Raw genomic sequence first — 23,531 nt, 5'->3', positions numbered from 1 at the left:
CGTGCTGGGCCATGCGAAGACGCTAAAGATCGACGAGCAAGAGCCGATTCGCTTTACGCGTGACATGGCGGGACGGCCCAGTCGTGTGGGCTTCTCGGCGGAACTCGATCACGTTCTTGAGTACGACCGCGCCGGGCGACCCAGCCGTCACACGACGATGCACGGCACACAGACTGTCGATCAGGTTGCTTACCGTTACGACGTGCTAGGCAATCTCACCGAGCGCGACGACTCGCGGCTTGGCACAGACCGCTATCGCTATGATCCGTTAGGGCGCATCGTGGCGCATACGGACCCTGCGCAGACGTTGCGGCACTTCGTATATGACAGGCAAGGCGATCGTTTCAGCAGGCAGTATGCGAACAAGGATGGACGGCAGATAGAGCACGACGGCGGCGCGCGATGGTGGCTCGATGCGGCGGGACAACTCATCGAGCGGCATTATCACCGGTCGGGCGTGCAGCGTTTCAAGTGGGATGCGTTCGGTCGGCTCGTGCAGTTCGAGAACACGCGTAACGAGCAGTGGGCGTATCGCTATGACGCGCTGGGGAGGCGTATCTGCAAGGAGGCGCTGGGAAGACTTTACACCGCGCAGCCTGACGAGGTGCAGACCCGCTGCTTTCTGTGGGACGGCGATGCGATGGCGGGCGAGATCCGTCATGTACGCTCCAAGAACGAGGGCCGCTTCTATGCTTACCACCTGAAGAGCTTCGAGCCGCTGGCGATGCAGGCCGTCTCGATAGATGAGGCCGCAGGTGCGCCGCGTGCTGAAATGTTCTACTATCAGAACGACTCGAACGGCGCACCGGTGAGACTACGCACCGACGACGGGCAGATCGCTTGGGAGGCACACTATGGTGTAACGGGCGCGGTTGATCATATCCAGACGCATACAATCGACCAGCCGATCCGCCTCCAAGGCCAATACTCGGACGATGAGTCGGGACTGAGGTACAACCGGTATAGGTACTTTGACTCCTAGACCGGCAACTTCATCTCGCAAGATCCGATTGGCCTGCACGGCGGCGTTAATCCACATCAGTTTGCGCCAAATACATTCGGGTGGATCGACCCTACAGGCTTAACTAATGAGACTGTTCCGTATTGGCCGCCCAATGACGGCGCATCAGGGCCCGTTAGCACTATCACCTTGAAGCCGGGGACGCTTATCGATCGTTATGGCTATCCTGGCGGTAGTTATACATCACCGATAGGGACGCCATACCCGATACGAGCCTTGCCGCAAGGAACCGATGTCACGAAACCCTATTACACCTACGAGGTAGTCAAGCCTATAGAGGAAGTTAAAGCGAGCAAGATTGCAGCATGGTTTGGTGAACCCGGCGGGGGAATTCAATATCTTTTGCCACGATCAGTACAGGAGCTCATCGATTCTGGTCACTTGCGTGAGGTAAAGAGTAATTGTGAATAAACACGAACTAGTTAGAGTGTTGGAATCAACTGACTTTCCTAAGGACAGTTATTCAATTGATGAAGTATCGGACGAATCGCTTTGTTTGATTCATGAAGGAAAGACTTGGAGGATTTTTTATAGCGAGCGCGGTCAGCGCACCGAAGAGCGGTCGTATTCCGACGAAGCGGAAGCTTGTAGTGAATTCTTTGAAAGACTGAAGCACATGTTAGGACGATAACTCAAGGGAACGCGAAAAGCGTCCCTATTGCTGATGATCCACTCGGCAGAAAATCCAATGGGCCTTAAAGACAAGCGTAGGTTTTCGGGAGAGAGCTTTTATTGGAGCAGGCAGAATAACGGCGTCGGGCCGCTGACGCGGCGGCCTTTGGCTCTATCTTGTTCAGTGGGAATCGCAGGCCGATCCGCGACGACCTTGACGCGCTGCCTCAGCGCGAATTCGGCGGGCTTGGGAAGCGAGCGGGACAGACTAAATCGCGATTCCCATCGGTCCAACGCTCAACTTTGCTTGACGTGGCGAATGAGGTGCTCATTCGCCGACACGCGTTCATCAACGTCCTAACCGCCACCACCCGCCGCAATCCGCCCAGCCGCAGTCGGATCGCCATGCGGCACGAAGATATACCCCTGCCCCCAAACCGTCTGCACATAACGCGGCTCCGACGGATCGATCTCGAGCAGCCGCCGCAACCGCCAGATCGCGACATCGAGACTGCGATCGCGATGCGTGCCGTTTCCGCGCATCTTTTCATTCAACTCAGCGCGCGTGAGCACGACCATCGCGTTTTTAACGAGCGTCTTGAGCAGCGCGAATTCGCCCGAGCGCAGCGCAATACGCTCGCCATCGCGGCGCAGTTCGCGCGTGCCGAAGTCCATTTCGAACGGGCCGAAGCGATAGGCCGGCCGCATCTCCGGCGCGCTCGCCACGACCGGCGACGCGGGCTCGCGACGCCTCAGGATCGAGCGGATGCGTGCGAGCAGTTCGCGCGGATCGAAGGGCTTGCCGAGATAATCGTCCGCGCCGAGCTCGAGCCCGATGACGCGATCGAGCACGTCCGAGCGCGCCGTCAGAAGCATCACGGGGATATCGTCGCGCGCGTTGCGCAACTCGCGCAGCGCGCTGATGCCGTCCTTGCCGGGCATCATGACGTCGAGCACGATCATCGAAGGACGCTCGGCCTGCACGCGGCGCTTCAGGTCCGTTCCATCGCTCAGGACGGAGACATCGAAGCCGTGCTGCCGCAGATAGTCGCGAACGTGATCGCGCACAACGGGGTCGTCGTCGACCATCAGTACATGGGGTGTCATGGGCGGATTCTAAGCGCAAGCCCGATGCCGTCGCGATGGCCGCGAACTTTCCATTTCTTTCCGTTACGGCGCGTTTCAACGACGATGCGCCGGCGGCTCTCCCACGTACGCGGGTCCGCGCGAGATAGCACGCGCGTGCTTCACACGTTTCTGGCGTCCGCAATGCGTTCCGTAAACATCCGTAATGTCGCGCCAGGCGTACGAAGCGCGATAAGGAATTAAGGCCGAATAAAATTTTGAGATGTCTACATCGGTTCTTATCGTCGACGACGACCCCGCGGTGCGCGATTTGCTGCGCCGCTTCTTCAACGCGCAAGGCATCGACGTTTCCGTCCTCCACGACGGCGGCGGCCTGCGGCGGCGGCTTACACTCGAACGTCCGTCCATAGTCGTGCTCGACATCATGATGCCGGACATCGACGGCCTGCGCGCGCTGCGTGATCTGCGCGCGGCGGGCGAGGACATTCCGGTGATCTTCGTGACCGGTTGCGACAGCGTGCCGCAAAAGATCGCGGGGCTGCAGTCGGGTGCGGACGACTACCTCGCCAAGCCTTTCGATCCGCGCGAACTGCTCGCGCGCATCGAGGCGGTGCTGCGGCGGCGCGCGAGCGCGCCGAGCCGTCCGGAGCCCGCGCCGCGCGAACGCTTCGGGCGCTTCGAAGTGGACTTCGTGACGCGCTCGCTATCGAGCGGCGGCGAACGCATCGCGTTGCGCGATAGCGAATTCGCGCTACTCAAGGTGTTCATCAAGCATCCGTACAAGGTGCTGTCGCGCGTGCTGATTCACGATCTAGTGCATCGCGACGATCTGCCTTTTCGCGATCGCGGCCTCGATGTGCCGATCTGGCGTTTGCGCCGCCTCATCGAAGACGATCCATCGCATCCGCGTCATGTGCAGACCGTGCGCGGGCAGGGGTACGTATTCGTCCCCGACACGGACGCTCCGGCATCCGGCTGGACCGAGGCCTAACCACGATGCGTCCGGGTTTCTGGGAGTCCGCGCGCAGGCCGCGCGGTTTCATCGACACGCTGTTCGGCCGCATGGCGATCGTGTCGATCTGCGTGCTGCTCGCGCTTCAGGGCGGATGGTTCGCGATTCTGCACGTGCAAGGGCCGCACAAGGAAGCCGATGGTTACGCGCGCGCGTTGCTCATCGTGCTGGAAGCGGCGCATAACGATGTCGCGCTCGGCGGACGGCTCATGCGCGAGACGCGCGTGCATCTCGTGCCGGTGTGGAACATGCCCGAGCCGCTCACGCTGCGCGACGCCGCGAAGACGCGCCATGCGCACCTCGCGCGCCAGCTCGCCGAGCGGTTGCCGCCGGGCTCGCAGATCGCCGTCGATATCGATGGCCATAACAAGTCGCGGCTCTGGGTGCGTTATCCGTCGAGCAACGTGTGGATCGTCACGCCGATCGATCTGCCGCCGCCCGCGCCGTTCATCACGGAGGGCGTCGTGCTGCTCGCCGGTGCGCTCGTGCTCTCGCTCATCGCGACGTGGCAACTGCAACGCCCGCTCGCACGCGTCGCGCAGGCGGCGCGCCGCTTCGGTGGCGGCGAACGGCCGGTGCCCGTAGAGGAAAACGGGCCGCGCGAATTGCGCGAACTGATCGGCGCGTTCAATCAGATGATGAAGAAACTCACCGACGCCGACGACGATCGCGCCGTGATGCTCGCCGGCATCGCGCACGATCTGAAGGCGCCGCTCACGCGCCTGTCGTTGCGCGCGACCGTGCTCGCGAAAGACGAACGCGAGCGCGCGCATTTTCTGCGCGATATCGATTCGATGACGCGCATCGTGCAGCAGTTCCTCGAATTCGCGGGCCGGTCGTCGTCGGAGAGCGCGAAGACCGGTGTCGATGCGTTCATCGCGGAGCAGTTCGCATCGCCCGAAGATGGCGACGAACCCTTGTTCGCGCTGTCGCTCGAAGCGGGCGAGACATTCAGGTTGCCGCGGACCTTCATCGATCGCCTGATGACCAATCTCGTCGACAACGCGCTCGAGCATGGCGAGCCGCCTGTCGAAATCCGCACCGCGCGGCAGGGCGGCGACTGGCTGATCGAAGTGCGCGACCACGGACCCGGCATTCCCGATGAGCGTCTCGACGACGTGCTGCGGCCCTTCGTGCGGCTCGACCCAGCGCGCAGCGGCAACGGGCATTGCGGGCTCGGGCTCACCATCGTCGAACGTCTTGCGCGCGAGCAGCGCGGCCGCTGCGAGATCGGCAATGCCGAAGGCGGCGGGCTGATCGTGCGCATCGTCATTCCCTTCGAAGAAACATGATGCTCGTTTCGTCCATGTGCACGACGCCGTTGTCGCGCCGTGCTTTCATTCGCCGCGGCGCGCGTGCGGCGCTGCTTTCGACCACGTTCGGCGCAGGCGCGCTGCTATCGGCGTGCGGCGGCGCGAGCGACGGCCAGAACGTGACCGACACGCCGAAGCTGTCCACGATCGAAAACTTCCGCGATATTGCCGGGATGGGCGAGGGCTATCCGACCGTCGATGGCGCACGCTTGCGGCGCGGCATGTTCTATCGCTCGGGCGCGCTCACGCCCGACGATGCGGACGCGGCTGCGCTCGCGCGCCTGTCGCTGCGCGCGGTGCATGATCTTCGCGTCGTAGGAGAAGCTTCGATCGCGCCGGATCACCTGCCATCGGGCGCCGTGCGCGAGACGCACGAGATCGCGCCGATCGACGTTGCCGCGGCGAGTCCGGCCGACGCCGCTGCCGCGAGCGCGTGGATCGTGGAGCGTGAGCGTCAGCTCGTCACGGACCCGGTCGCGCGTTTGCAGTTCGGCTTGCTCCTGACGCGGCTCGCGCGCGTGTCGGGGCCGCAGGTGATCCACGGCACGGCGGGCAAGGACCGCACCGGCTGGGCGGCGGCGCTTCTGCTCTCCATCGCGGGCGTGCCGCTCGACGTGATCATCCAGGACTATCTGCTGACGAACACGGCGGCACAGACGCAGATCGACGCACGCATGACGGCGCATGCGGCGCGACTCGGCACCGATACGCAGACGGTCGCGCCGCTGTATCAAGCGCAAAGCGCGACGCTCGAAGCGGCGTTCGAAGAAATGCATCGCGAATTCGGCACGCTCGGCCGCTATCTCGCGCAGGGCTTGTCAATGAATAGTGTGGATGTGGCGATGTTGCGGGCGAAGCTGATTGCGTAGACGGGACGCTCAGGCTTGCGCATGCTCCCGATACGCCGCAAATTTCGACGTTTTCCCGATGCCCGGATTGAAGCAATTGCACGGATCGAGTTGCTTGTAGAACGCGGCGAGCTGCGGCTTCGCCTCGTACAGATGCCCTACGTTGTGCTCGGCGGGATACTCGGCGCCACGCTCATCGAGCAATGCGAGCATCTCGTGCTCGAGTGCCATGCAGTCGTTGCCCTTGGCGACGATGTAATCCTGATGGAACACATGACACAGAAAGTGCCCGTAATACAGCTTCAGAATGATCGGGCGCTCGATCTTCTCCGGCAAGCGCTCGTACCAGTCGCGGTCGTTGCGCCGTAGCGCGATATCGAGCGCGACGATATCCTCGACCTCGCGGTGATGCACCGCGCGATAACGCACCGCCGCGCTTGCCGCCGCAAAGCGATGCAGAAAGGCTTTGCGGCCCTCTTCGTCGGTGCATTCGAAATACGCGCCGCCGCCGTTCGCGAAACGCTGGGCCAGGAACGCGCGTGCTTCCTCGATGCCCGCTGCCGGCACCTTCAGCATCAGATGATGCTCGTACTGTGCGCGATACGCGTTGAGCCGCGCCGGCAGATGGTCGGGCAGACGCTCGCTCACCCACTGCAGCATGCGATCGCTCATATGCTTCGGCAGGACAGCGAGGCGCTCGAACCACGCATCGCATCGCGTCTTCAGATTGAAGAAGAGGGGCAATCGATCCGTGCCGAACCTGTCGATGATGACGAAGAGATCCTTGCCGTATCTCTTCGCGATGTCGAACGCATCGCGATGCAGATACTCGCCCGCAATCGGCAAATGCGTGAAGTTCGCGAGCGCATGCCGTCGAATGTCGGTCAGCACGTTCGTATCGTTCGTGCCGATGTAGAACACCTTCGCGCCTGGCTCCGCGGCGAACGTGTCGAGACGCACCGCGAACGTCATCACCTTGCCTGCCGAACCGGATGCTTCGAACAGGCGGCGCGGGTCCGCATTGAAGCGCGCGGGCGTGGGTGCGTCGATATCGCGGACGTGCGTCGCGTAATCGTGATCCGAAGCGGCCGCGCCATCACGAACATCGGCATCGGTGAATGTCCCGTTTTCGATGCGCGACAGAATCTCATCGGGCGTGCTGCCGAGTTCGATGCCCAGATGATTCACGAGGCGCAGCACGCCCGATGCATCGACGGCGGCGAACAGCGCCATCTCCGTATAAGCCGGCCCGCGATGCACGAGCGAGCCGCCCGAATTGTTGCTGATACCGCCGAGCACCGATGCGCCGATGCACGACGAGCCGATCACCGAATGCGGCTCGCGTCCGAGGGGCTTGAGCGCCCGTTCGAGTTGATCGAGCGTCGTGCCGCCGATACACACCACCTGCTTTCCGCCCTCGATCAGATGCACGCGTTTGATGCGCGTCGTGCTGACAATGACGACGTCGCGATCGTAGTCGTCGCCATCGGGTGTCGAACCGCCCGTCAGACCCGTGTTCGACGCCTGCGTGATGACGATTGCGCGCGCGGCGACGCATGCGGCGAGCACGCGCCATTGCTCGACGAGCGTGCCGGGCCGCACCACCGCCAGAACGCGGCCGCTGCCGAAGCGGTAGCCGGTGCGATAGCGGCGCGTTTCATCGTCGCCTGTGAGCACGTTGTGCGTGCCGACGACATCGCCGAGCGATGCGAGCAAGCTCGCACGCGACGCGCCGAACGAAAGGGCGGAGAGGGCGGTATCGGACATGATGGCCTCACGCGCGGCGCGGTTCCGAAGACGACTCTTGCGGCGCCCCCGCCGTTGCGCGCTGCGTGAGCGTCAGCACCGCGCCGACGACGAGCGCTCCCGCAACGACGACGAGACCGGCGTTCGTGCTGTGCGTGACATCCTTCATCCAGCCGATGATCGACGGGCTCACGAAGCCGGCGAGGTTGCCGATCGAATTGATCATCGCAATGCCGGCTGCCGCGGCGGTGCCGGTCAGCACGCTGCTCGGATAGGTCCAGAAAACCGGCATCATCGACAATACGCCGGCCGTGCCGAGCGACAGCGTGACAAGCGCGAGCGCGAGGTTGCCCGTATGGAGCGTGCTCGCGTAAAAGCCCGCTGCGGCCGCGATGCCCGCGAGCGCGAGATGCCAGCGGCGTTCGTTGCGGCGGTCGGAAGAGCGCGCGACGAGCATCATCGACACGATCGCGACCGCATAGGGAATCGCGGTGAACAGGCCGACGTCGAGTGCGTCCTTCACGCCCGCCGTCTTGATGAGCGTCGGCAGATAGAAGCTCACGCCATAGAGGCCCATCATGCAGCAGAAGTAGATCGCGGCGAGCCGCCACACGCGGCCGTTCGACACGACGCGCTTGAGCGAATGATCCGCGCCGGCGGAATCATCGCGTGCGATGTTGGCTTCCAGAAGCTGCTTTTCCTGCTCGCCGAGCCAGGACGCAGCGCGGATGCCGTTCGGCAGCAAGAATAACGTCAGGATGCCGAGCACGAGCGACGGCAGCGCTTCGAGCAGAAAGAGCCATTGCCAGTTCGACAAGCCGTGGACGCCATTGAACGCCTGCATGATCCAGCCCGAAAGCGGCCCGCCGACCACACCCGCCACCGGAATGCCGATCATGAAGAGCGCGTTCATGCGGCCGCGTCGCGTACCCGGATACCAGTACGTCAGATACAGCACGATGCCCGGAAAGAACCCGGCCTCGGCGACGCCGAGCAGAAAGCGCAGCGTGTAGAACATCGCGGGCGTCTTCACGAAGAGCGACGCCGCCGACACCAGCGCCCACGTCACCATGATGCGGCTGATCCACACGCGCGCACCCACGCGATGCAGGAGGATATTGCTCGGCACCTCGAACAGGAAGTAGCCGATGAAGAAAATGCCTGCGCCCAGCCCGTACACGGATTCGCTGAACTTCAGGTCGTTGAGCATCTGCAGCTTCGCGAATCCGACGTTGACGCGATCCAGATAGGCCGCGACGTAGCAGATGAAAAGAAAGGGCAGCAGACGCAAGGTCACTTTCGCGTACGTCGCGTTTTCGAACTGGGCGGTGGCTGTCGGGCTGTCTGGGTGCATCGTGAAAGTCTCCTGAACGTGCGGCTTCGTGCCGCTACTGGCTTTGCTGGAGCGCATTGTTCCGTGCCAGCAAGAGACTGTCGAGACGTCGAGCCACTGGTCCTACCACTTATTTTTCCCGTGCCAGATGTGCTTCGTGCTTGAATCAATGGCGGTGCGGCCGCCCGGGTTTCCGCACGTTTGTACGCCCGACGGGCGGTACGAGATTACGCCCAGCCTTTGAGCCGCAAGGTCGCGCGCACCAGACGCTGCTCTTCCGCCTCGATTTCCCGCATGCAGGCGGTCGTCGTGGAGATATGCGTGCTGGCGGCCTTGCGCGCCTGCTCCGGCTGTTTGCCGAGAACGGCCTTGTAGAGGCGTGCGTGCTGTTTGTCGATGACGCGCTTTTGCGCCTCGCGAGGATAGAGGTTATTGACCGAAGCGAAGACCGAGCTGAGCAGCAGATCCGTGAGCGAGCTCAGCGTGTGTACGAGCACCGGATTGTGCGACGCCTCGCAGATCGAGAGATGGAAGTTATAGTCGAGCCGCGCGCGGGTCGATTCGCCCACCTCGCTTTCGTTCGCGGCGAGCATCTCTTCGTATCGGCGGGTGATGAGCGCGAAATCCGCCTGCGTGCCGCGCAGCGTCGCCAGACGCGCCGATTCGGCCTCGAGCATTTCGCGCACTTCGAAGATGTCGTAGAGGGTGCGCGGCTGCGAGCCGAGCAGATGCATCATCGGCGTGAGTGCGGGTTGCGTGGTCAGCGCGGCGACGAACGATCCGCGTCCGTGCGACGTTTCGATGATGCCGCGCGTGCGCAGCACCCTGAGCCCCTCTCGCACCGCCGATCGTGACACGCCGAGTTTCGCCGTGAGCCGTCGCTCGGAAGGCAGCGCCTGGCCCGGCTTGAGCACGCCGTCGACGATCAGTCCTTCGATGCGTCCGGCGACGGCATCCGCGATCTGTAATGCATCTTCCTGGTTGTCTTCGAGCATGGCACCCCTCACTGGTCCGACCACTTGCAGGAGAATCCTAGCATTGTCGACGTCGGTGTGAAGGCTCGGCCGTTCGGTACGAACAGATCAAAAAAAACGGCTCGCCGCAAAACAATGGCGAGCCGCAAGAGGGATCGGTCAATAACTACAGCGTGGGCAGATTAGCATTGCTTCGATGCGCGAAATCGCATCGGAAAGATGCCGTAAGGAAAGCGCGCCTTACTGTGTGCGGGAGACCACCATGCGGTCCACCAGCGCATCCAGCTTCTGCCGCGCGCTCGCGAAACGATCGATGTTCAGACCATTGGTGTCGTAACGCGCGGTCACGAGAATCTGCCCTTGCCGCACGAGTGTCAGATCGATGGCAGACAGATACGACACCGGCTCGCTGCTGAACGCGTGCCGGTCCCAACTGGTCGTCGCGCCATAGACGAGCATCGCCTCGCAACCGGGCGGTGACGTGCCGGGGTTGTAGACCGCCGAATCCACGCCGCGCCGGCGCAAGGCGACTTGCAGCACCGGCACGAAGTCGCCGGTCGCGACGGTCTGATTCAGTTCGATGCAGACAGATTGCAGCGCGGCGGGCGGGCCCGTCACCGAAGTCGGCGACGAATAGTTCGACGCAACCGTGAAGCCCGCCTGCACCAGCGAGCCAGCCGCATCGGCGGCCGTGATCAACGTCCATGTGCAGCCGGAGAGCGCACCTGCGACGACAGCAAGGAGCGCGCGAGAAGCGAGCGTTCTGAACATGCGCTTGCCGTCATCCGCGTTCAGGAACTCAGCGGACGATGCGCAGGCGCATCGTGTTCGGCGTTTCGATCGTCGCGGTCATCGTGGTCACACGCTTGCCGTTCACGTCGCGCAGCGCGAAGTGCTGGCGTGTGGACGTGTTCACGTCGTGACGGACGTCGGGAAAGCAGGCGGCAATGTCCGCGCCCAACTCCTGCAGCGGGTCGGCAAGGACGCCGTCCGGGCCGCAATGCGCTCGCCAGCGGCAATCATAGACGTGCGCGCTGCCGCGGCATGCTCCCTGGCCCGGCGAAGCGGGCGGCATCAGCGCGCGACCCTTGGCGAGCGTATCGAACGAGGGTGCATCGACGATGGTCTTCAGCGCGGAACAGACGTCGGGGAGATCTTCGGCGGATGCGGACAGCACGGGCGCAAAAAGCGCTACGGCAACGAGCGCGCGGCGCACGGAGAAAAGGCGGAGGCGGATTGTAGGTTGAGCTTGCATGACCTGGCGTAGTGTCGAAGGAAGGAGGGCGTCATGTCGAGAGCGGACATCACGCATCGAGATCTTCCCGCGATGCACCGCGATTCGATATGCGGAGCAAAGCGCCAATCGTGCAAGTTATTTCCAGCTATTAATTCGCGCGCGCGACTCCATCATACGAACAAGGAGACAATGCCGCCGATGGTCACGGCCGCCGCCATCCATTTGCCCGCGGTGTAAAAGCCGTTCGTGTCGGTTGCCTGCATCTCGGGGCGTTCGAGGCCGAGTGCGCCATACGCGAGTGATTTCACCGACGATGGCGCGTCGGCTTCTTGAGTGACGTCAGCGGGGCGTTGGGGAGAAGGCGCATCGTCGCGCGTGTAAGTGGTCGTGGACGCACTGTTGATCTGCATCGTTGCCCTCGTCGCAATCCGGTCTGCAAAGCCGCGATAACGGCCGCTTCGCGCGCGGGCTTGAACGCAAGCGCCTTTCCGTTTCTTACCGCCGATGGATTTACATCGGATGGTTCTGCACGAAGTCCTTGTAGGCCCAGTAGGCGGCTTTCTTCGTCGTGCCGTCGCCCTCGAGAAGACCGTAGGCGCCTTCGCCATCGTCATAGAGCTGAAAGGCCTGAATCGACTGGATGTTGTACTTCGACGCGACGCTCGCGAATTGCGCCATCATCAGGTTGCCCGTCATGTAAGTCGCGATCTGGTCGTAAGAGCCCAAGTCCGGGCGCACGCCGAACTCGTTGATCCAGATCGGCTTGCCCATGTCGTGGAGTATCTGGAGCACGTCATGACATCCCGTTCCCCCGCAGGCGTGCGTGATGTCGCCTTCGTTCGAATACCAGTGCCACGAAGTGACGTCCCAGCCCACGGCCGGATGACCCCAGGTGCCATCGGGTTGCGAGCCGTCGGCGAGCATCTGAAAGAAGGCGGTGTGCATCCACGTGCCGCCCAGCACGATCTTCGCCGAGCCGTCGACGGACTTCACGCCCGCGATCAGGCCGCGGATCGCGCCGCGTGCGAGCGTGTAGGACCAGTTGTCGTATTGATACCAGACGGTGCCGTCGACATTACCGATGAGCGCCTTCGCCTCCAGCTCGTTGCCGACCTCGTAGTACTTGTAGTGATAGCTGCTCGCGGTTTCCTGGCCGAGCGTGAATCCTGCATTGTAGGCGTCGTCCTCGCTGTTGTAGTTGAGGTTCATGAGCATCACGGGATACATCGTGATGCCGGCTTGTTCCATCGTCTTCGCGACGCCCGCGACCATCTTCGCCGATGTCTGGCTGTACACGTCATTGCGATAGATCGTTGCGCCCAGATCCTGCAATTGCGAAAGCTGCGTCTGCACGCTCGTGAAGTCGTATGCGCCGCCGTTGCTGTTATGGCCGTTCGCGCCGTAGAAGATCGAGCCGCTGCCGCTTGCGGCTTTCGCGGTCGATTTGGGTGATGCGGCGCGCTTGCTCGCCGCGGCGGTGTCGGCGGGGCTGTCGCTGCCGCCGCAGGCGGCAAGCATCATACTTGCGACGATCGCCGCTGCGATGGAATGGGAGAAGGCGGGAATGGATGAGTTCTGCATATCAAGTAGTACGACTAACGGAGACGCGAGCATCGATCACGTATTCGATATGGTCGAGAAGCGTCGTTAGTGATCCGAATGACTGCCTGAAGATGAGCTGCTGCATCGGGCGCACATCAGTGCGCCACAACAGTCAAGGCAGTACAGATTGTCTGAAGCAAAATCCGAGTGCACCATCGACATGCAATCGGATAGCGGGAGCGCGGCGCCATGCGTGGCAAGCGCTCGATGATGACAGGCTCGACTCGGCGTTGCCTGTCCTCGGTAACATATGCGGCGACCGCGTCTCGGGCGCGTCAAAATTTCTGACGATAGCGCGAGTTACGTGCAACCCGCGCCTGTATCGCGGGGGTAAATCAGCGAGGAAAGGTTACTTTGTTCTGATGTAGATGTAAACCGGGCAGCAGAAAAAACATCTTGCTCATAGCAAGATTTAGATTGCTTACCTCTGCTTATCGTCGCTCCTGGCGCATTGGTTTCTACCGGTGGAAGATTCCCGGTTACGTCGTACCACCGACGCAGGCGCGAAATAGCGCGCGATGCAAAGGACATAGGTAATCAAAGCCGAGACGGTGTACATTGCCGATCGCTCCATGAAAAACAGAAGGAGCACGGCAATCGCGAGAAGCAGCATCTCGGCACGAGGCGCTATAGCGGACTGTTGCACATCGGGTCGCTCCAGCGCGGTGCCGAGAAGAATCACCAGAGGGATCAGCGCGACGACCATGTGAATCGGCTCGAGGATCGGCGCGGCGAGCAGCATCGTGATGCAGGCAAGCGCGTAGTCCATGCGCCTCTCGCGACTGCGGCGGAGCACGAGATAGCATGCGAACACACAGATGATCGCGGCGAAGATTGTCGATGTTGCGTGAAGCGTTGCCTCGGACGCGGGCATGCCGAGCTTCTCCGATATCGTCTGCAGGGCGCCACGGACCGAGCTATTGCCGGGCAGGCCGCCCGCACTCAGGATCTGCGTCTGCGCGCGCCCGATCTCGACGGTCAGGTAGTCCCAGATCACGCGAAAGCCGAGCCGGCTTGCGGTGAAGAGCGTGATTGCGATGGCGCAGACGCCCGTCGATATCACCGTGCGCCATTCACGCCGCAACAGAAGCAGGCCGACGACCGCGAGCGGCGTCACCTTGAATACGACTGCGAACGCGAGAAAGAGACCCGCCAGCCACCGATTGCCACGTTCGATCAGGAAGAACGACGTCGCGAGCAGAAAGAACAGAAGCTGATTCGATTGCCCGAGATACGCGTCATGCAGCACGGGAAAGCTCAACAGGGTCACCGCGATAAGCAGCGCCGTCACGCGCCTGTCTTCACCGCGATAGGCCATCTTTGCAAGCAGGATCGCGCCGACGATGCACAGTACGACGGACATCGCGACCCAGACGAGTTTTGCAGTGAACGACGGAAGCAATGCGAATGGAGAAAAGATCACTGCGAACTGCGGCGGATAACAGTAGATGAGGATATCGTCGAGATTCGCGCCGAGTTTCGACAGATACGCAACGAGATGCTCGTTGTTATAGATGAGCGATGGATCGTGCGGCGGGTTCAGCACGGTGCTGAACGCGTAATAGTAGAAGTTGAAATCGCTGAAGGCCCGTGGGTGATCGGACACATAGGTCAGCGTATAGTGATAGATGATGACCATGCGGATTGCGAGAAACCCTGCGGCGACCAGCATGAGCAGAGCTGCAATGATCCGCACATTGTCAGCGGATCTGGCGCCAGTCCGAGCGTTCAGCATGGACGTTCTCCCGTGTGTCGGCTATCGCGTTGTAGGGGCGCTCGACTAAGAGTCTCAGGATCGATCAGCCATTCGTCGTACAGAAACAAATATTTCGGCGGATCTTACGGTCTACGAATCGTGACAGCATCACCGGGGCGGCGTCAATCGCGTTTTGCGCGCCGCAGCGGCGAAATCATTTTTGAAAATGATGACGCGCATTTGTTTTTATGAGTCGGCGCGGCTTGCGAGAATTTATTAAGTCGTTATGGACGCGCCGCGCACGCTGCGCCGTTTCCGCACCGCGATGAAGCAGCGCAGACGGCGCAGTTCCCTGCCTCACTTTTCCGTGGCGACTTTGTCCTGCGTCCGCGCGGCGAAGTCTGACGCATCGTGGCGCTCGTGCAACTGCATCGAAGGCTCGCCGAAAGTCCGGTTGACCATGCGGCCGCGCTGCACGGCGGGACGCGCGCCGATCACGTCGGCCCAGCGTCGCACGTGCGTGTATTCCTGAACGGAAAGGAACTCGGCCGCGTCATACAGCCAGCCGTTCACGAGCCCGCCATACCACGGAAAGATCGCGATATCGGCGATCGTGTAGGCATCGCCAGCAATATAAGCGCTGTCGGCGAGACGCTTGTCGAGCACGTCGAGCTGACGCTTCACCTCCATCGCGAAGCGGTCGATCGGATACTCCATCTTGCTCGGCGCATACGCATAGAAGTGCCCGAAGCCGCCGCCGAGATACGGCGCACTGCCCATCTGCCAGAAGAGCCACGACAGGCATTCGGCACGCGTTGCCGGGTCCGTCGGCACCAACGCGCCGAACTTTTCCGCGAGATAGAGCAGGATCGCGCCGGATTCGAACACACGCACGGGTGTCGCGCCGCTGCGATCCACGAGCGCCGGTATCTTCGAATTCGGATTGACTTCGACGAAGCCACTGCCGAACTGTTCGCCTTCGCCGATGCGGATGAGCCAGGCATCGTACTCGGCGCCGCGATGGCCGAGCGCGAGGAGTTCTTCGAGCATCACGGTGACCTTCACGCCATTGGGCGTCGCCAGCGAATAGAGCTGCAGCGGATGACGGCCGACCGGCAACGCCTTCTCATGCGTCGGCCCGGAGATCGGCCGATTGATGCTGGCAAAGCGTCCGCCGCTTTCCTTGCTCCATGTCCACACGGCCGGCGGCACGTATTCGGGCAATGCGCTCATGCTTCACGCTCCTCGTTGCAATTGGATTGAATTCGCCCGAGGTTAGCAGTTCGACCGCAAACGTGCTCGACCGGGCCTTGGACAATCCGCGCTGCGTGCCACGAGGAGAAACGAATGAGCCAGCGTCCATCGCGCAACCGTTCAGGGCTCGCATGGCGCCGCCGCAGTTGCGGCCTGAAGCGACGGCACGTTCGACGATAGAGCGGGCATGCCGAAGCGTCATCGGCCCGCTTCGCGCTTTTCCTGTTCTTCGACCGTAAGTATGGCTTCGGGCATCGCGTCGAGGCGCGCTTTCGGAATGGGCACGCCGCTTTCGTCCGAAAGACCATAGGTGCCTTCCGCGATCTTCTGCAATGCGCGCTGGATATCGCCGATGCGCCGATCGTTCACATCGCGCAATGCCTGATTCGTGATGTCCTGCTCCATGCGCTGAGCATCGTCCTCGTACTCTTCTGCTTCCGAACCGCGCTCTTCCTGCAAGCGACGCTCGGCCGCGATACCGCCTTCTTCGTTGCCGAGCAGTTCGCGCTTCAGCGTGAGCAGGCGTTCTCGCTGCGTCGCGATGAAGTCGTCGCTCAAGCCGCTTTGTTGATTGGCCATGGTCATGCTCCATGAAACGGATGGTTGAAAGCGGGGCGGCCGATAGTGCCGCCACGCTCCATGCAGGCGATCAGTGTTCGCTCTTCGCGGATTCCTTCTTGCCTTCGCCCTTCGCCGCGTTTTTCTTTGCGGCGGGCCGGCCTTTCTTTTCCTTCGGTTGCGCCTGTGCGTCCAGCCTGGTGAACTTGACCTTATCGGTTTCCTTGTCGAAGCTCACGTTGACCGTGTCGCCTGACTTGAGCTTGTCGCCGAGGATTTCCTTCGCGAGACGCGTCTCCAGTTCCTGACGAATCTGGCGTTTCAGTTCACGCGCGCCGAACTCAGGCCGATAACCGACATCGGCGAGATGATCGATGACCGAATCATCGACCTTGAGCGTGATGTCCTGCGCCGCGGCGGTGCGCGTGACGCGATCGAGCTGGATCTCGACAATCGAGCGGATCACCTCGCGCGAGAGCCCATGAAACACGATGATTTCGTCGATGCGATTGAGAAACTCGGGACGAAAGTGGCCTTTCAGCACGTCCATCAGTTTCGCGCGCATCGCCTTCTCAGATTCGCGGTCCTTCTCGCTCTTCTCGAGATTGTCCATGATGATGGACGCGCCGAGATTGCTCGTCGCGATGATGATCGTGTTGCTGAAATCGACCACGCGGCCCTTGCCATCGGTGAGGCGGCCATCGTCGAAAACCTGCAGCAGCACGTTGTTCACATCGGGATGCGCTTTTTCGATTTCATCGAGCAGGATCACGCTATACGGACGGCGGCGCACGCGCTCGGTCAACTGACCGCCTTCGTCATAACCGACGTACCCCGGCGGCGCGCCGATGAGTCTCGCCACGGCATGCCGCTCCATATACTCCGACATGTCGATGCGAATCACCGCCTGTTCGTCGCCGAACACGGTTTCCGCGAGCGCCTTTGCGAGTTCGGTCTTGCCGACGCCGGTCGGGCCGAGGAAGAGGAACGTCGCGATCGGCCGATGTATCTGGCCCATGCCCGCGCGTGACAGGCGCACCGCATCGCTGACGGCGACCACGGCTTCGTCTTGCCCGACGACGCGCTCGCGCAACTTGTTCTCCATGTCGAGCAGCTTCTGACGCTCTTCCTGCGTGAGTTCGGTAACGGGAATGCCCGTGAGACGCGACACGACTTCCGCCACCGATGCGACGGTCACTTCGAGCGTCTCCGATCCGGTCTTGCGCTGCCACGCTTCGGTCAGTTCATCGAGCTTCGCCTGCTTCTCGTTGATGCGCTCTTCGAACCCCTTCGCCTCGTCGAAGCGCTTGCGTGACGACGCATAATCCTGCTCGCGCTTCAGTTGCGCGATCTCCGCTTCGAGCTCCTGCATCTCGGGCGGGCGCGACTTCGAACGGATACGTACCCGCGCCGCGGCCTGATCGATAAGATCGATAGCCTTGTCCGGCAGAAAACGCGACGTGATGTAGCGATCCGATAACTCCGCCGCCGCGACGAATGCATCGTCGGCAAAGGTCACCTGATGATGTGCTTCGAGTTTGTCGCGCAAGCCGCGCAGGATCACGATGGTCTGCTCGACCGTCGGCTCGGGCACGAGCACCGGCTGAAAGCGCCGCTCGAGCGCCGCGTCCTTCTCGATGTACTTCTGATACTCGTTGAGCGTCGTCGCACCGATCAAGCTCAGCTCGCCGCGCGCGAGCGCCGGCTTCAGCACGTTTGCGATATCGAGTCCGCCTTCGCCGCCGCCCTGGCCCGCACCGACGATCGTATGCAACTCGTCGATGAACACGATCAGTTCATCCTGCTTGGCCGTGATCTCGTCGATGAGCTGCTTTGCGCGCTCCTCGAATTCGCCGCGATACTTCGCGCCTGCGACCATCGAATTGATGTTGATCTCGACGAGCCGCTTGTTGCGCAGATCCTCGGGCACGTCGTCGTTGACGATGCGTTGCGCGAGTCCTTCGACGATCGCCGTTTTGCCGACGCCCGGCTCGCCGATCAGCACGGGGTTGTTCTTCTTGCGTCGCGCGAGCACTTCGATCGTGCTCTCGATTTCCTGCGCGCGTCCGAGCACCGGATCGAGCTTGCCTTGCCGCGCCATCGCGGTGAGATCGCGGCCGAACTTGTCGAGTGTCGGCGTGCCGGTGGGTGTGTCGACGCGCCCGTCTTCCGCGCCCTTGCCGACGATTTTCACGACCTTCTGACGCAAGGCCTCGGGCGTAACACCGTATTTCTTCAGGAGCGTGCCCGCAATGCTGTCGGGCACGGAAGCAAGACCGATCAGCACATGCTCGGGACCGACATAAGAATGGCCGAGCTCGCGTGACGCCTGAAACGCGAACTGGAACGCCTTCTTGAGACGCGGCGAGATTGTCATCTTCTCGACCGGCGCGTCGGGCTCCGCTTTACCTTTCTGCGCGTGCTCGTCGATATAGCGCTTGATGTCGTCGGGCGAAAGCTTCATCTCCTTGAAGAGCGCCTGAACGACATCGGTGTCGGCGAGCACGTATAGCACCTGTTCGGTGTCGAGCTCGGTCTTCTGCAGTTCGTGCGCTTTTTCTGCGGCACGCTGCAGCAGTTCCATCGTTTGTTCGCTGAAGGCGTCGGTGACATCGACGGATTCGCGTGGCACCGAGGCTACCATGTCTTCGGTATCGTTCTCATCGCCGTGGTCGGGCATGCCGCCCATCAGGCGCGACAGGCCGCCGCCGCCCAATAGCGAGTCGAACGGGTTCAACATGCTCTGATGCCGCATCAACTGGCGGTAGTCGTACTCGCAAATCGACATCGACTTGCGTTGGCCGTTCTGCACGACGGTCACTTGCGCAACCGCGGGCCGGGCATGACAGATTTCGCAAAGGGCTGGCATGATCGAGTATCTCCATGTTCAGGACGGTCGATGTCCGGCCCGAACGATCACGCGCCACGCAATGCAATCGTCGACTCAGGCCGCACCACCGCCAGATGAGCAGTGCATTCCCCTCATAGGTCTTTTATCGGCCATTCTTCTGATGCGGCTATTCGACGGCCGCGATCGAAACGGAGGCCTCGCTCGTCAACATAAGGAACGTGAGCGTTTCGCGCAAATAGAGTTGTACGGCTGTATCCGTATGGCTCGTATAACCGATCGACAGGTCCTGTCCGATGTGCAGTTCATAATCGCCGCCGCGTGTCGAGAGCACGCAGCCGCCCTGAAGCGCGGGCGCCCATACGAGGTCGCCGCTCACGATGCGCTTGATGTGCTGGATGACCGGATATCCCTGATCGCTTGCTTCGGCGAGCGCGGTATAGGCATCTGCGCCGAGGAGCACGGAGTAGGGACCATCGACGCCGGCGAGCCGCAGTTTTTCGAGTGCCTGGCTGATCGCGGCGGGGTAGTCGGCCACATCCGCGGGCAGAAGCGTGGGGGCGTTCGAACTGCCTTCGCGAATGCCGGTGATGCCGGCGGCCGCGAAGCCGTCGAAGATCGCGGCGTCTTCGGCGAGTGCGAGCTCGTTCGCGGCGGTCTTCGCGGGTTGCCAGTCGCCGTCGTTCGAGCCGCGCTCCACGCTGTCGATAGCTTCACGCTGCAGCGTGAAGGGCACGGTGAGTTGCACGAGTTGCTTCACGTCGTAAAGGCTTGCCAGGACGCCTTTCTTCGGCGCTGCGATGTTCGCCTGATGTCCCGTGCCGATGCCCGACAACGCGACGCCGCCGGGACTCTTCACGTCGACGACGCGGCGGCCCGCGAGCGCGCGCTTGAAGGTGCGGGCCACTTCCGCTTCGATCTGCGACCATGCGGCGCCGGAGATCGGCGCAAGCTCTCTATGCAAGTTATTCATCTTGTGATGTTCCTCTGAGTGAGCCAATGTTCAACGTGCCTTCTCGCTCATCCTTTTGCTGGCCTTCGCCGATGGACGACGGCGCGGCGTCCGGGTTCCGGTCGGGAAGCTCGTCGAGCAGATCGCTGGACGGCACGAAGAACAGGCCGCCCGTGACCGCGCGGCTGTAGTCGAGCAGCCGGTCATAGTTGCCCGGTGGCCTGCCGACGAACATGTTCTCCATCATCTGTTCGATCGGCGCGGGCGTGCGCGCATAGCCGATGAAATACGTGCCGAACTCCTTCGATCCCGGCCGGCCGAAAGCCATGTTGTGCCGCAGGATCTTCACTTCCTTGCCGTCCTCGTCGATCGTCGTGAGCGAACTGTGCGAGCAGGAAGGCTTGATCGATTCGTCGAGCTCGACATCGGATAACTTTTCGCGTCCGATGATTCGCTCCTGCTGTTCGACGGTGAGGCCGTTCCATGCATCCAGGTTATGCAAATACTTCTGCACGATCACATAGCTGCCGCCGGCGAACTCGGGATCTTCTTCGTCGATGATCGTGTATTGCGCAGCGCTCTTGCCCGTCGGATTTTCGGTGCCGTCGACGAAGCCCACCATGTCGCGCAAATCGAAGTAGCGAAAGCCATGCACTTCATCGACGACCGTGACTGCATCGCCCAGCTTGTTTAGCATTTGCGATGCAAGCTCGAAGCATAGGTCCATGTGATCGGCGCGGATATGCAGGAGGATGTCGCCGGGCGTTGCAATCGCGCGGCGATCGCCCTGGCCGAACTCGCGAAACGGATGCAGCGATGCGGGACGCGGTGCGCCGAAGAGAAGGTCCCACGCATCGGCGCCGAAGCCGCATACGCATGACAGGTTCGCGGCAGGCGCACGGGTGGCGACCGCGCGTACCAGCGCCGCGATATCGCCGCACCATGAGCGCACGACATCGGCTTTGTCTTTGCCGCGGGCCACGGTCGCGACGATGAAGATCGCGCTTCGGGAAATCGGATTACAGACGGCTTGTGGTTCGGGTGTGTTGTTGGGCATCTGAAGAGTTCGATTGCGTGAAGCGGTTGGTCAAAACGATTTGCAAGTCACGGCGCGCGTCGCTTTTTGAAAAGCGACGCGCGCAGGATCCCGGCGGAGGCACCGGCGCCTTAGAAAAGAAGCATCCGGCTCGAGCGAATGTCTTATCGACCGGGCGTAAAGGTGTGCCCGGAAAGTCGTTCCGTTTCGGTGGTGAACCATGTTTGGGCGTGCCGGCGCGTGGCAACCCAGGAATGATGGGCGCGGTCGTCGAGGTGCTGCCTGATCACGCGCCGGGCCCGTTCGATGCCGTCGCGTATCGCCTCGTCCGGTGTGCGCCATTCCGGTTGCACGGTCTCGGGCCAGGGAGCGAGCACGGGCTTGCCATCGCGATTCACCGACAAGTCCGCGACCCATGCGCCGCGTTCGTTGCGTCGCGCCGCAACCGAGATTTCGAATCCCGCATAGACGTCAAAGGCAGATTCCATCTGGTCCTCCGATGCGGATCAAGGCTGCGATAAAGGCAACCTGAAGATTTATACGATTATATGCTCACGTATTCCACGCGCTTTGAGCGAAAGCAGTGGACTGACGATACACCAACTCGATGCAACGAACACTTCACAAGGCACGGCTTTGTAACATCAGGCCGAGCGCGACGCTGTGATCCTTAGCATCCTTTTGACTGACAGGAGCGACTGTGAAACTGACCGACTTCGACACACTGACGTTCGACTGCTACGGCACGCTGATCGACTGGGAAACGGGAATTTTCGAAGGACTGCGCCCGTTGCTGGAGCGCGTAGCGCCCGCATTGACGCGCGATCAGGTTCTGGAAGCCCATGCGCGTCACGAGTCATCGCAACAGAAGTACACGCCGGGCAAACGCTATCAGGCGCTTCTGGCCATCGTCTATAAGCGGCTGGCCGAAGAGTGGGGCGTGCCCTTCACTCAGGAAGAATGCATTGCCTATGGTCGCTCGATTCGCGAATGGCCCGCCTTCGCGGATTCCGCCGATGCGCTCCGATATCTGAAGCAGCATTACAAACTCGTGATCCTGTCGAATGTCGATAACGAAAGCTTCGCCCATAGCAACGCAAGACTACAGGTGGATTTCGACGCGATCATTACGGCGGAGGATGTCGGATCGTACAAGCCTTCGCCGCGCAATTTCGAATACATGCTGGAAAAGCTAGGCGCACGCGGTATCCGGAAGGAAAAGATTCTGCACACGGCCGAAAGCCTTTTCCACGATCACAAACCCGCGAACGGTTTCGGTCTTGCGTCGTGCTGGATCTATCGCCGTCATTCAAAGCCCGGCTTCGGCGCGACGATGGACCCAGGTTCTCAGCCGAGAATCGACTTCCGCTTCAACAGCATGGCCGAACTGGCGGACGCGCATCGCGAGGCGCTGCACGGAAAGTAACGTCATCGCTAGGGATCGGCACGGCGCGATATAGCGCGTGCCGAATCGAATAAATCGGAAGACTAACTATTATTCGTTTCTCACGCAACTAACTGTCTCTTATTCGCGCCGCCTTCAGGCGGAATATGTCATCGCCACAGTTCGGCCAGTCATGCGACGAGCCGCCAAAAAACGGCGACTTGCCGCTAAAATTCGAAGATTTTCGCTAGCGTTTCATTTTCTTGTCGTCAAGGCGGCAACAATGCCTATACTCGGAGCTATCCCCGTGCCCGTGACGGTCGGCATAATGTGGACCATCAAATGAATATCGCAATACGATCGGCAACCGCAAACATATGAGCGAACAACGAGCAAAACGAGACCCGGAAGGCACGCGACGGCGCATTCTCGAAGCCGCCACCGAGCAATTCACGAAATTCGGCCTCGCGGGCGCACGGGTCGACGCCATCGCCACGGCGGCGGGCACGAACGAGCGCATGCTTTACTACTACTTCGCAAGCAAGGAAGGGCTGTACGTCGCCGTGCTCGAATCGATGTACGCGCAATTCGCGCAGCGGGAGCAAAGCCTCGAACTCACCGCCATGCAGCCGGCCGATGCGATCCGCGAGCTGGCGCAGTCCATCTGGGCGCATTTGCGGGAAAACCCGCAATGGCTGAGCCTCATCAATAATGAAAATCTGCACGAGGGACGCTATCTGGAGCGTTCGAACCACTTGCGCGAGACCATCTCGCCGGTGGTCGACCTGCTGCGCGTCACGCTCGAGCGTGGCGCGGCAGCGGGGCAGTTCCGTCAGGGCGTCGATCCGCTGGACTTCTACGTGACGCTGGTTGGCATGGGCTACTACATCGTGTCCAACCGCTTCACCATCGATATGTTCACGGGCCGGAATTACGTCGAGCAACGCCATCAGGCGTCGATTTCCGCCATGCATCTCGACATGTTGCTCGCGTACCTGCGTCCGGTGAACTAGGCGGCG

22 protein-coding genes are annotated in these 23,531 nt (G+C 61.6%); 7 read left to right on the top strand and 15 right to left on the bottom strand.

What is annotated here, in order from left to right; genetic code table 11:
* The coding region (locus NCT32_RS22445; RefSeq protein ID WP_409241540.1) for an RHS repeat domain-containing protein at window positions 1-982 on the top strand (982 nt) is incomplete at its 5' end.
* 168 nt (window positions 983-1,150) lie between these two features.
* Window positions 1,151-1,432: a TNT domain-containing protein gene (locus NCT32_RS37640; RefSeq protein ID WP_409241539.1), complete on the top strand. Its 282-nt coding sequence runs from the start codon at window positions 1,151-1,153 to the stop codon at window positions 1,430-1,432.
* 558 nt (window positions 1,433-1,990) lie between these two features.
* On the opposite strand, the gene NCT32_RS22440 is transcribed toward NCT32_RS37640, so the two are convergent.
* Complete coding sequence (locus NCT32_RS22440; protein ID WP_250490547.1) at window positions 1,991-2,740, bottom strand: response regulator; 750 nt, start codon at window positions 2,738-2,740, stop codon at window positions 1,991-1,993.
* 241 nt (window positions 2,741-2,981) lie between these two features.
* On the opposite strand from NCT32_RS22440, the gene NCT32_RS22435 reads away from it, so the two are divergent.
* From NCT32_RS22435 to NCT32_RS22425, 3 genes are read left to right on the top strand one after another with little or no spacing between them, the layout of a single operon-like run.
* On the top strand, window positions 2,982-3,710 hold the full coding sequence (locus NCT32_RS22435; protein WP_061118924.1) for a response regulator: 729 nt from the start codon (window positions 2,982-2,984) through the stop codon (window positions 3,708-3,710).
* A gap of 5 nt (window positions 3,711-3,715) precedes the next feature.
* Window positions 3,716-5,023 (top strand): ATP-binding protein, encoded by a 1,308-nt coding sequence (locus NCT32_RS22430; RefSeq protein ID WP_061118925.1) that lies wholly within the window; start codon window positions 3,716-3,718, stop codon window positions 5,021-5,023.
* Entirely contained in the window at window positions 5,020-5,913 is an 894-nt protein-coding gene (locus NCT32_RS22425) for a tyrosine-protein phosphatase (RefSeq protein WP_250490546.1), read from the top strand. The genes NCT32_RS22430 and NCT32_RS22425 overlap by 4 nt, the downstream gene beginning before the upstream one ends.
* Window positions 5,914-5,922: 9 nt before the next feature.
* On the opposite strand, the gene dld is transcribed toward NCT32_RS22425, so the two are convergent.
* From dld to NCT32_RS22355, 14 genes are all read right to left on the bottom strand, one after another.
* Window positions 5,923-7,659, bottom strand: coding sequence for a D-lactate dehydrogenase (gene dld / locus NCT32_RS22420; protein ID WP_250490545.1), 1,737 nt, complete (start codon window positions 7,657-7,659; stop codon window positions 5,923-5,925).
* Window positions 7,660-7,666: 7 nt separating this feature from the next.
* On the bottom strand, window positions 7,667-8,992 hold the full coding sequence (locus NCT32_RS22415) for an MFS transporter (RefSeq protein ID WP_250490544.1): 1,326 nt from the start codon (window positions 8,990-8,992) through the stop codon (window positions 7,667-7,669).
* Between the two features lie 206 nt (window positions 8,993-9,198).
* Complete coding sequence (gene glcC, locus NCT32_RS22410) at window positions 9,199-9,966, bottom strand: transcriptional regulator GlcC (protein WP_250490543.1); 768 nt, start codon at window positions 9,964-9,966, stop codon at window positions 9,199-9,201.
* A gap of 219 nt (window positions 9,967-10,185) precedes the next feature.
* Complete coding sequence (locus NCT32_RS22405) at window positions 10,186-10,716, bottom strand: hypothetical protein (protein WP_250490542.1); 531 nt, start codon at window positions 10,714-10,716, stop codon at window positions 10,186-10,188.
* Window positions 10,717-10,744: 28 nt separating this feature from the next.
* A complete protein-coding gene (locus tag NCT32_RS22400; protein WP_250490541.1) occupies window positions 10,745-11,200 on the bottom strand; it encodes a hypothetical protein in 456 nt (151 codons plus the stop codon).
* Window positions 11,201-11,352: 152 nt separating this feature from the next.
* Complete coding sequence (locus tag NCT32_RS22395) at window positions 11,353-11,592, bottom strand: hypothetical protein (RefSeq protein WP_061118931.1); 240 nt, start codon at window positions 11,590-11,592, stop codon at window positions 11,353-11,355.
* A 100-nt stretch (window positions 11,593-11,692) separates the two neighbouring features.
* On the bottom strand, window positions 11,693-12,703 hold the full coding sequence (locus NCT32_RS22390) for a lipopolysaccharide biosynthesis protein (RefSeq protein WP_250490540.1): 1,011 nt from the start codon (window positions 12,701-12,703) through the stop codon (window positions 11,693-11,695).
* Between the two features lie 502 nt (window positions 12,704-13,205).
* Window positions 13,206-14,456: a glycosyltransferase family 87 protein gene (locus NCT32_RS22385; RefSeq protein ID WP_250490539.1), complete on the bottom strand. Its 1,251-nt coding sequence runs from the start codon at window positions 14,454-14,456 to the stop codon at window positions 13,206-13,208.
* 381 nt (window positions 14,457-14,837) lie between these two features.
* A complete protein-coding gene (yghU, locus tag NCT32_RS22380; RefSeq protein WP_061118934.1) occupies window positions 14,838-15,713 on the bottom strand; it encodes a glutathione-dependent disulfide-bond oxidoreductase in 876 nt (291 codons plus the stop codon).
* Window positions 15,714-15,932: 219 nt separating this feature from the next.
* Window positions 15,933-16,313 (bottom strand): TraR/DksA family transcriptional regulator, encoded by a 381-nt coding sequence (locus NCT32_RS22375; protein ID WP_250490538.1) that lies wholly within the window; start codon window positions 16,311-16,313, stop codon window positions 15,933-15,935.
* Between the two features lie 70 nt (window positions 16,314-16,383).
* Window positions 16,384-19,161 carry an ATP-dependent Clp protease ATP-binding subunit gene (locus tag NCT32_RS22370; RefSeq protein WP_061118936.1) on the bottom strand — a complete coding sequence of 926 codons (2,778 nt, stop codon included), beginning with the start codon at window positions 19,159-19,161 and terminating at the stop codon, window positions 16,384-16,386.
* A 148-nt stretch (window positions 19,162-19,309) separates the two neighbouring features.
* On the bottom strand, window positions 19,310-20,113 hold the full coding sequence (locus NCT32_RS22365) for a family 1 encapsulin nanocompartment shell protein (protein WP_250490537.1): 804 nt from the start codon (window positions 20,111-20,113) through the stop codon (window positions 19,310-19,312).
* Window positions 20,106-21,149, bottom strand: a complete 1,044-nt coding sequence (locus tag NCT32_RS22360; protein WP_250490536.1) for a Dyp-type peroxidase — start codon at window positions 21,147-21,149, stop codon at window positions 20,106-20,108. Before NCT32_RS22360 ends, NCT32_RS22365 begins: the two co-directional genes overlap by 8 nt.
* A gap of 143 nt (window positions 21,150-21,292) precedes the next feature.
* Window positions 21,293-21,616 carry a DUF6566 family protein gene (locus NCT32_RS22355; protein ID WP_061118939.1) on the bottom strand — a complete coding sequence of 108 codons (324 nt, stop codon included), beginning with the start codon at window positions 21,614-21,616 and terminating at the stop codon, window positions 21,293-21,295.
* 212 nt (window positions 21,617-21,828) lie between these two features.
* On the opposite strand from NCT32_RS22355, the gene NCT32_RS22350 reads away from it, so the two are divergent.
* Both NCT32_RS22350 and NCT32_RS22345 read left to right on the top strand, forming a co-directional pair.
* Window positions 21,829-22,554 carry a haloacid dehalogenase type II gene (locus NCT32_RS22350; RefSeq protein ID WP_061118940.1) on the top strand — a complete coding sequence of 242 codons (726 nt, stop codon included), beginning with the start codon at window positions 21,829-21,831 and terminating at the stop codon, window positions 22,552-22,554.
* Between the two features lie 335 nt (window positions 22,555-22,889).
* On the top strand, window positions 22,890-23,525 hold the full coding sequence (locus NCT32_RS22345; protein ID WP_061118941.1) for a TetR/AcrR family transcriptional regulator: 636 nt from the start codon (window positions 22,890-22,892) through the stop codon (window positions 23,523-23,525).
* The last annotated feature ends 6 nt before the right edge of the window (window positions 23,526-23,531 follow it).

The organism is Caballeronia sp. INML2, from assembly GCF_023631365.1.
Classification (GTDB): Bacteria; Pseudomonadota; Gammaproteobacteria; order Burkholderiales; family Burkholderiaceae; genus Caballeronia; species Caballeronia turbans.
This window is presented reverse-complemented; position numbering and strand designations above follow the sequence as displayed.

Bases quoted from the DNA above. Each gene is read 5' to 3' on its own strand.
- NCT32_RS22440 (WP_250490547.1), bottom strand. From the start codon at position 2,740: ATGACACCCCATGTACTGATGGTCGACGACGACCCCGTTGTGCGCGAT.
- NCT32_RS22435 (WP_061118924.1), top strand. From the start codon at position 2,982: ATGTCTACATCGGTTCTTATCGTCGACGACGACCCCGCGGTGCGCGAT.
- NCT32_RS22430 (WP_061118925.1), top strand. From the start codon at position 3,716: ATGCGTCCGGGTTTCTGGGAGTCCGCGCGCAGGCCGCGCGGTTTCATC.
- NCT32_RS22425 (WP_250490546.1), top strand. From the start codon at position 5,020: ATGATGCTCGTTTCGTCCATGTGCACGACGCCGTTGTCGCGCCGTGCT.
- dld (WP_250490545.1), bottom strand. From the start codon at position 7,659: ATGTCCGATACCGCCCTCTCCGCCCTTTCGTTCGGCGCGTCGCGTGCG.
- NCT32_RS22415 (WP_250490544.1), bottom strand. From the start codon at position 8,992: ATGCACCCAGACAGCCCGACAGCCACCGCCCAGTTCGAAAACGCGACG.
- glcC (WP_250490543.1), bottom strand. From the start codon at position 9,966: ATGCTCGAAGACAACCAGGAAGATGCATTACAGATCGCGGATGCCGTC.
- NCT32_RS22405 (WP_250490542.1), bottom strand. From the start codon at position 10,716: ATGTTCAGAACGCTCGCTTCTCGCGCGCTCCTTGCTGTCGTCGCAGGT.
- NCT32_RS22400 (WP_250490541.1), bottom strand. From the start codon at position 11,200: ATGCAAGCTCAACCTACAATCCGCCTCCGCCTTTTCTCCGTGCGCCGC.
- NCT32_RS22395 (WP_061118931.1), bottom strand. From the start codon at position 11,592: ATGCAGATCAACAGTGCGTCCACGACCACTTACACGCGCGACGATGCG.
- NCT32_RS22390 (WP_250490540.1), bottom strand. From the start codon at position 12,703: ATGATGCTTGCCGCCTGCGGCGGCAGCGACAGCCCCGCCGACACCGCC.
- NCT32_RS22385 (WP_250490539.1), bottom strand. From the start codon at position 14,456: ATGCTGGTCGCCGCAGGGTTTCTCGCAATCCGCATGGTCATCATCTAT.
- yghU (WP_061118934.1), bottom strand. From the start codon at position 15,713: ATGAGCGCATTGCCCGAATACGTGCCGCCGGCCGTGTGGACATGGAGC.
- NCT32_RS22375 (WP_250490538.1), bottom strand. From the start codon at position 16,313: ATGGCCAATCAACAAAGCGGCTTGAGCGACGACTTCATCGCGACGCAG.
- NCT32_RS22370 (WP_061118936.1), bottom strand. From the start codon at position 19,161: ATGCCAGCCCTTTGCGAAATCTGTCATGCCCGGCCCGCGGTTGCGCAA.
- NCT32_RS22365 (WP_250490537.1), bottom strand. From the start codon at position 20,113: ATGAATAACTTGCATAGAGAGCTTGCGCCGATCTCCGGCGCCGCATGG.
- NCT32_RS22360 (WP_250490536.1), bottom strand. From the start codon at position 21,149: ATGCCCAACAACACACCCGAACCACAAGCCGTCTGTAATCCGATTTCC.
- NCT32_RS22355 (WP_061118939.1), bottom strand. From the start codon at position 21,616: ATGGAATCTGCCTTTGACGTCTATGCGGGATTCGAAATCTCGGTTGCG.
- NCT32_RS22345 (WP_061118941.1), top strand. From the start codon at position 22,890: ATGAGCGAACAACGAGCAAAACGAGACCCGGAAGGCACGCGACGGCGC.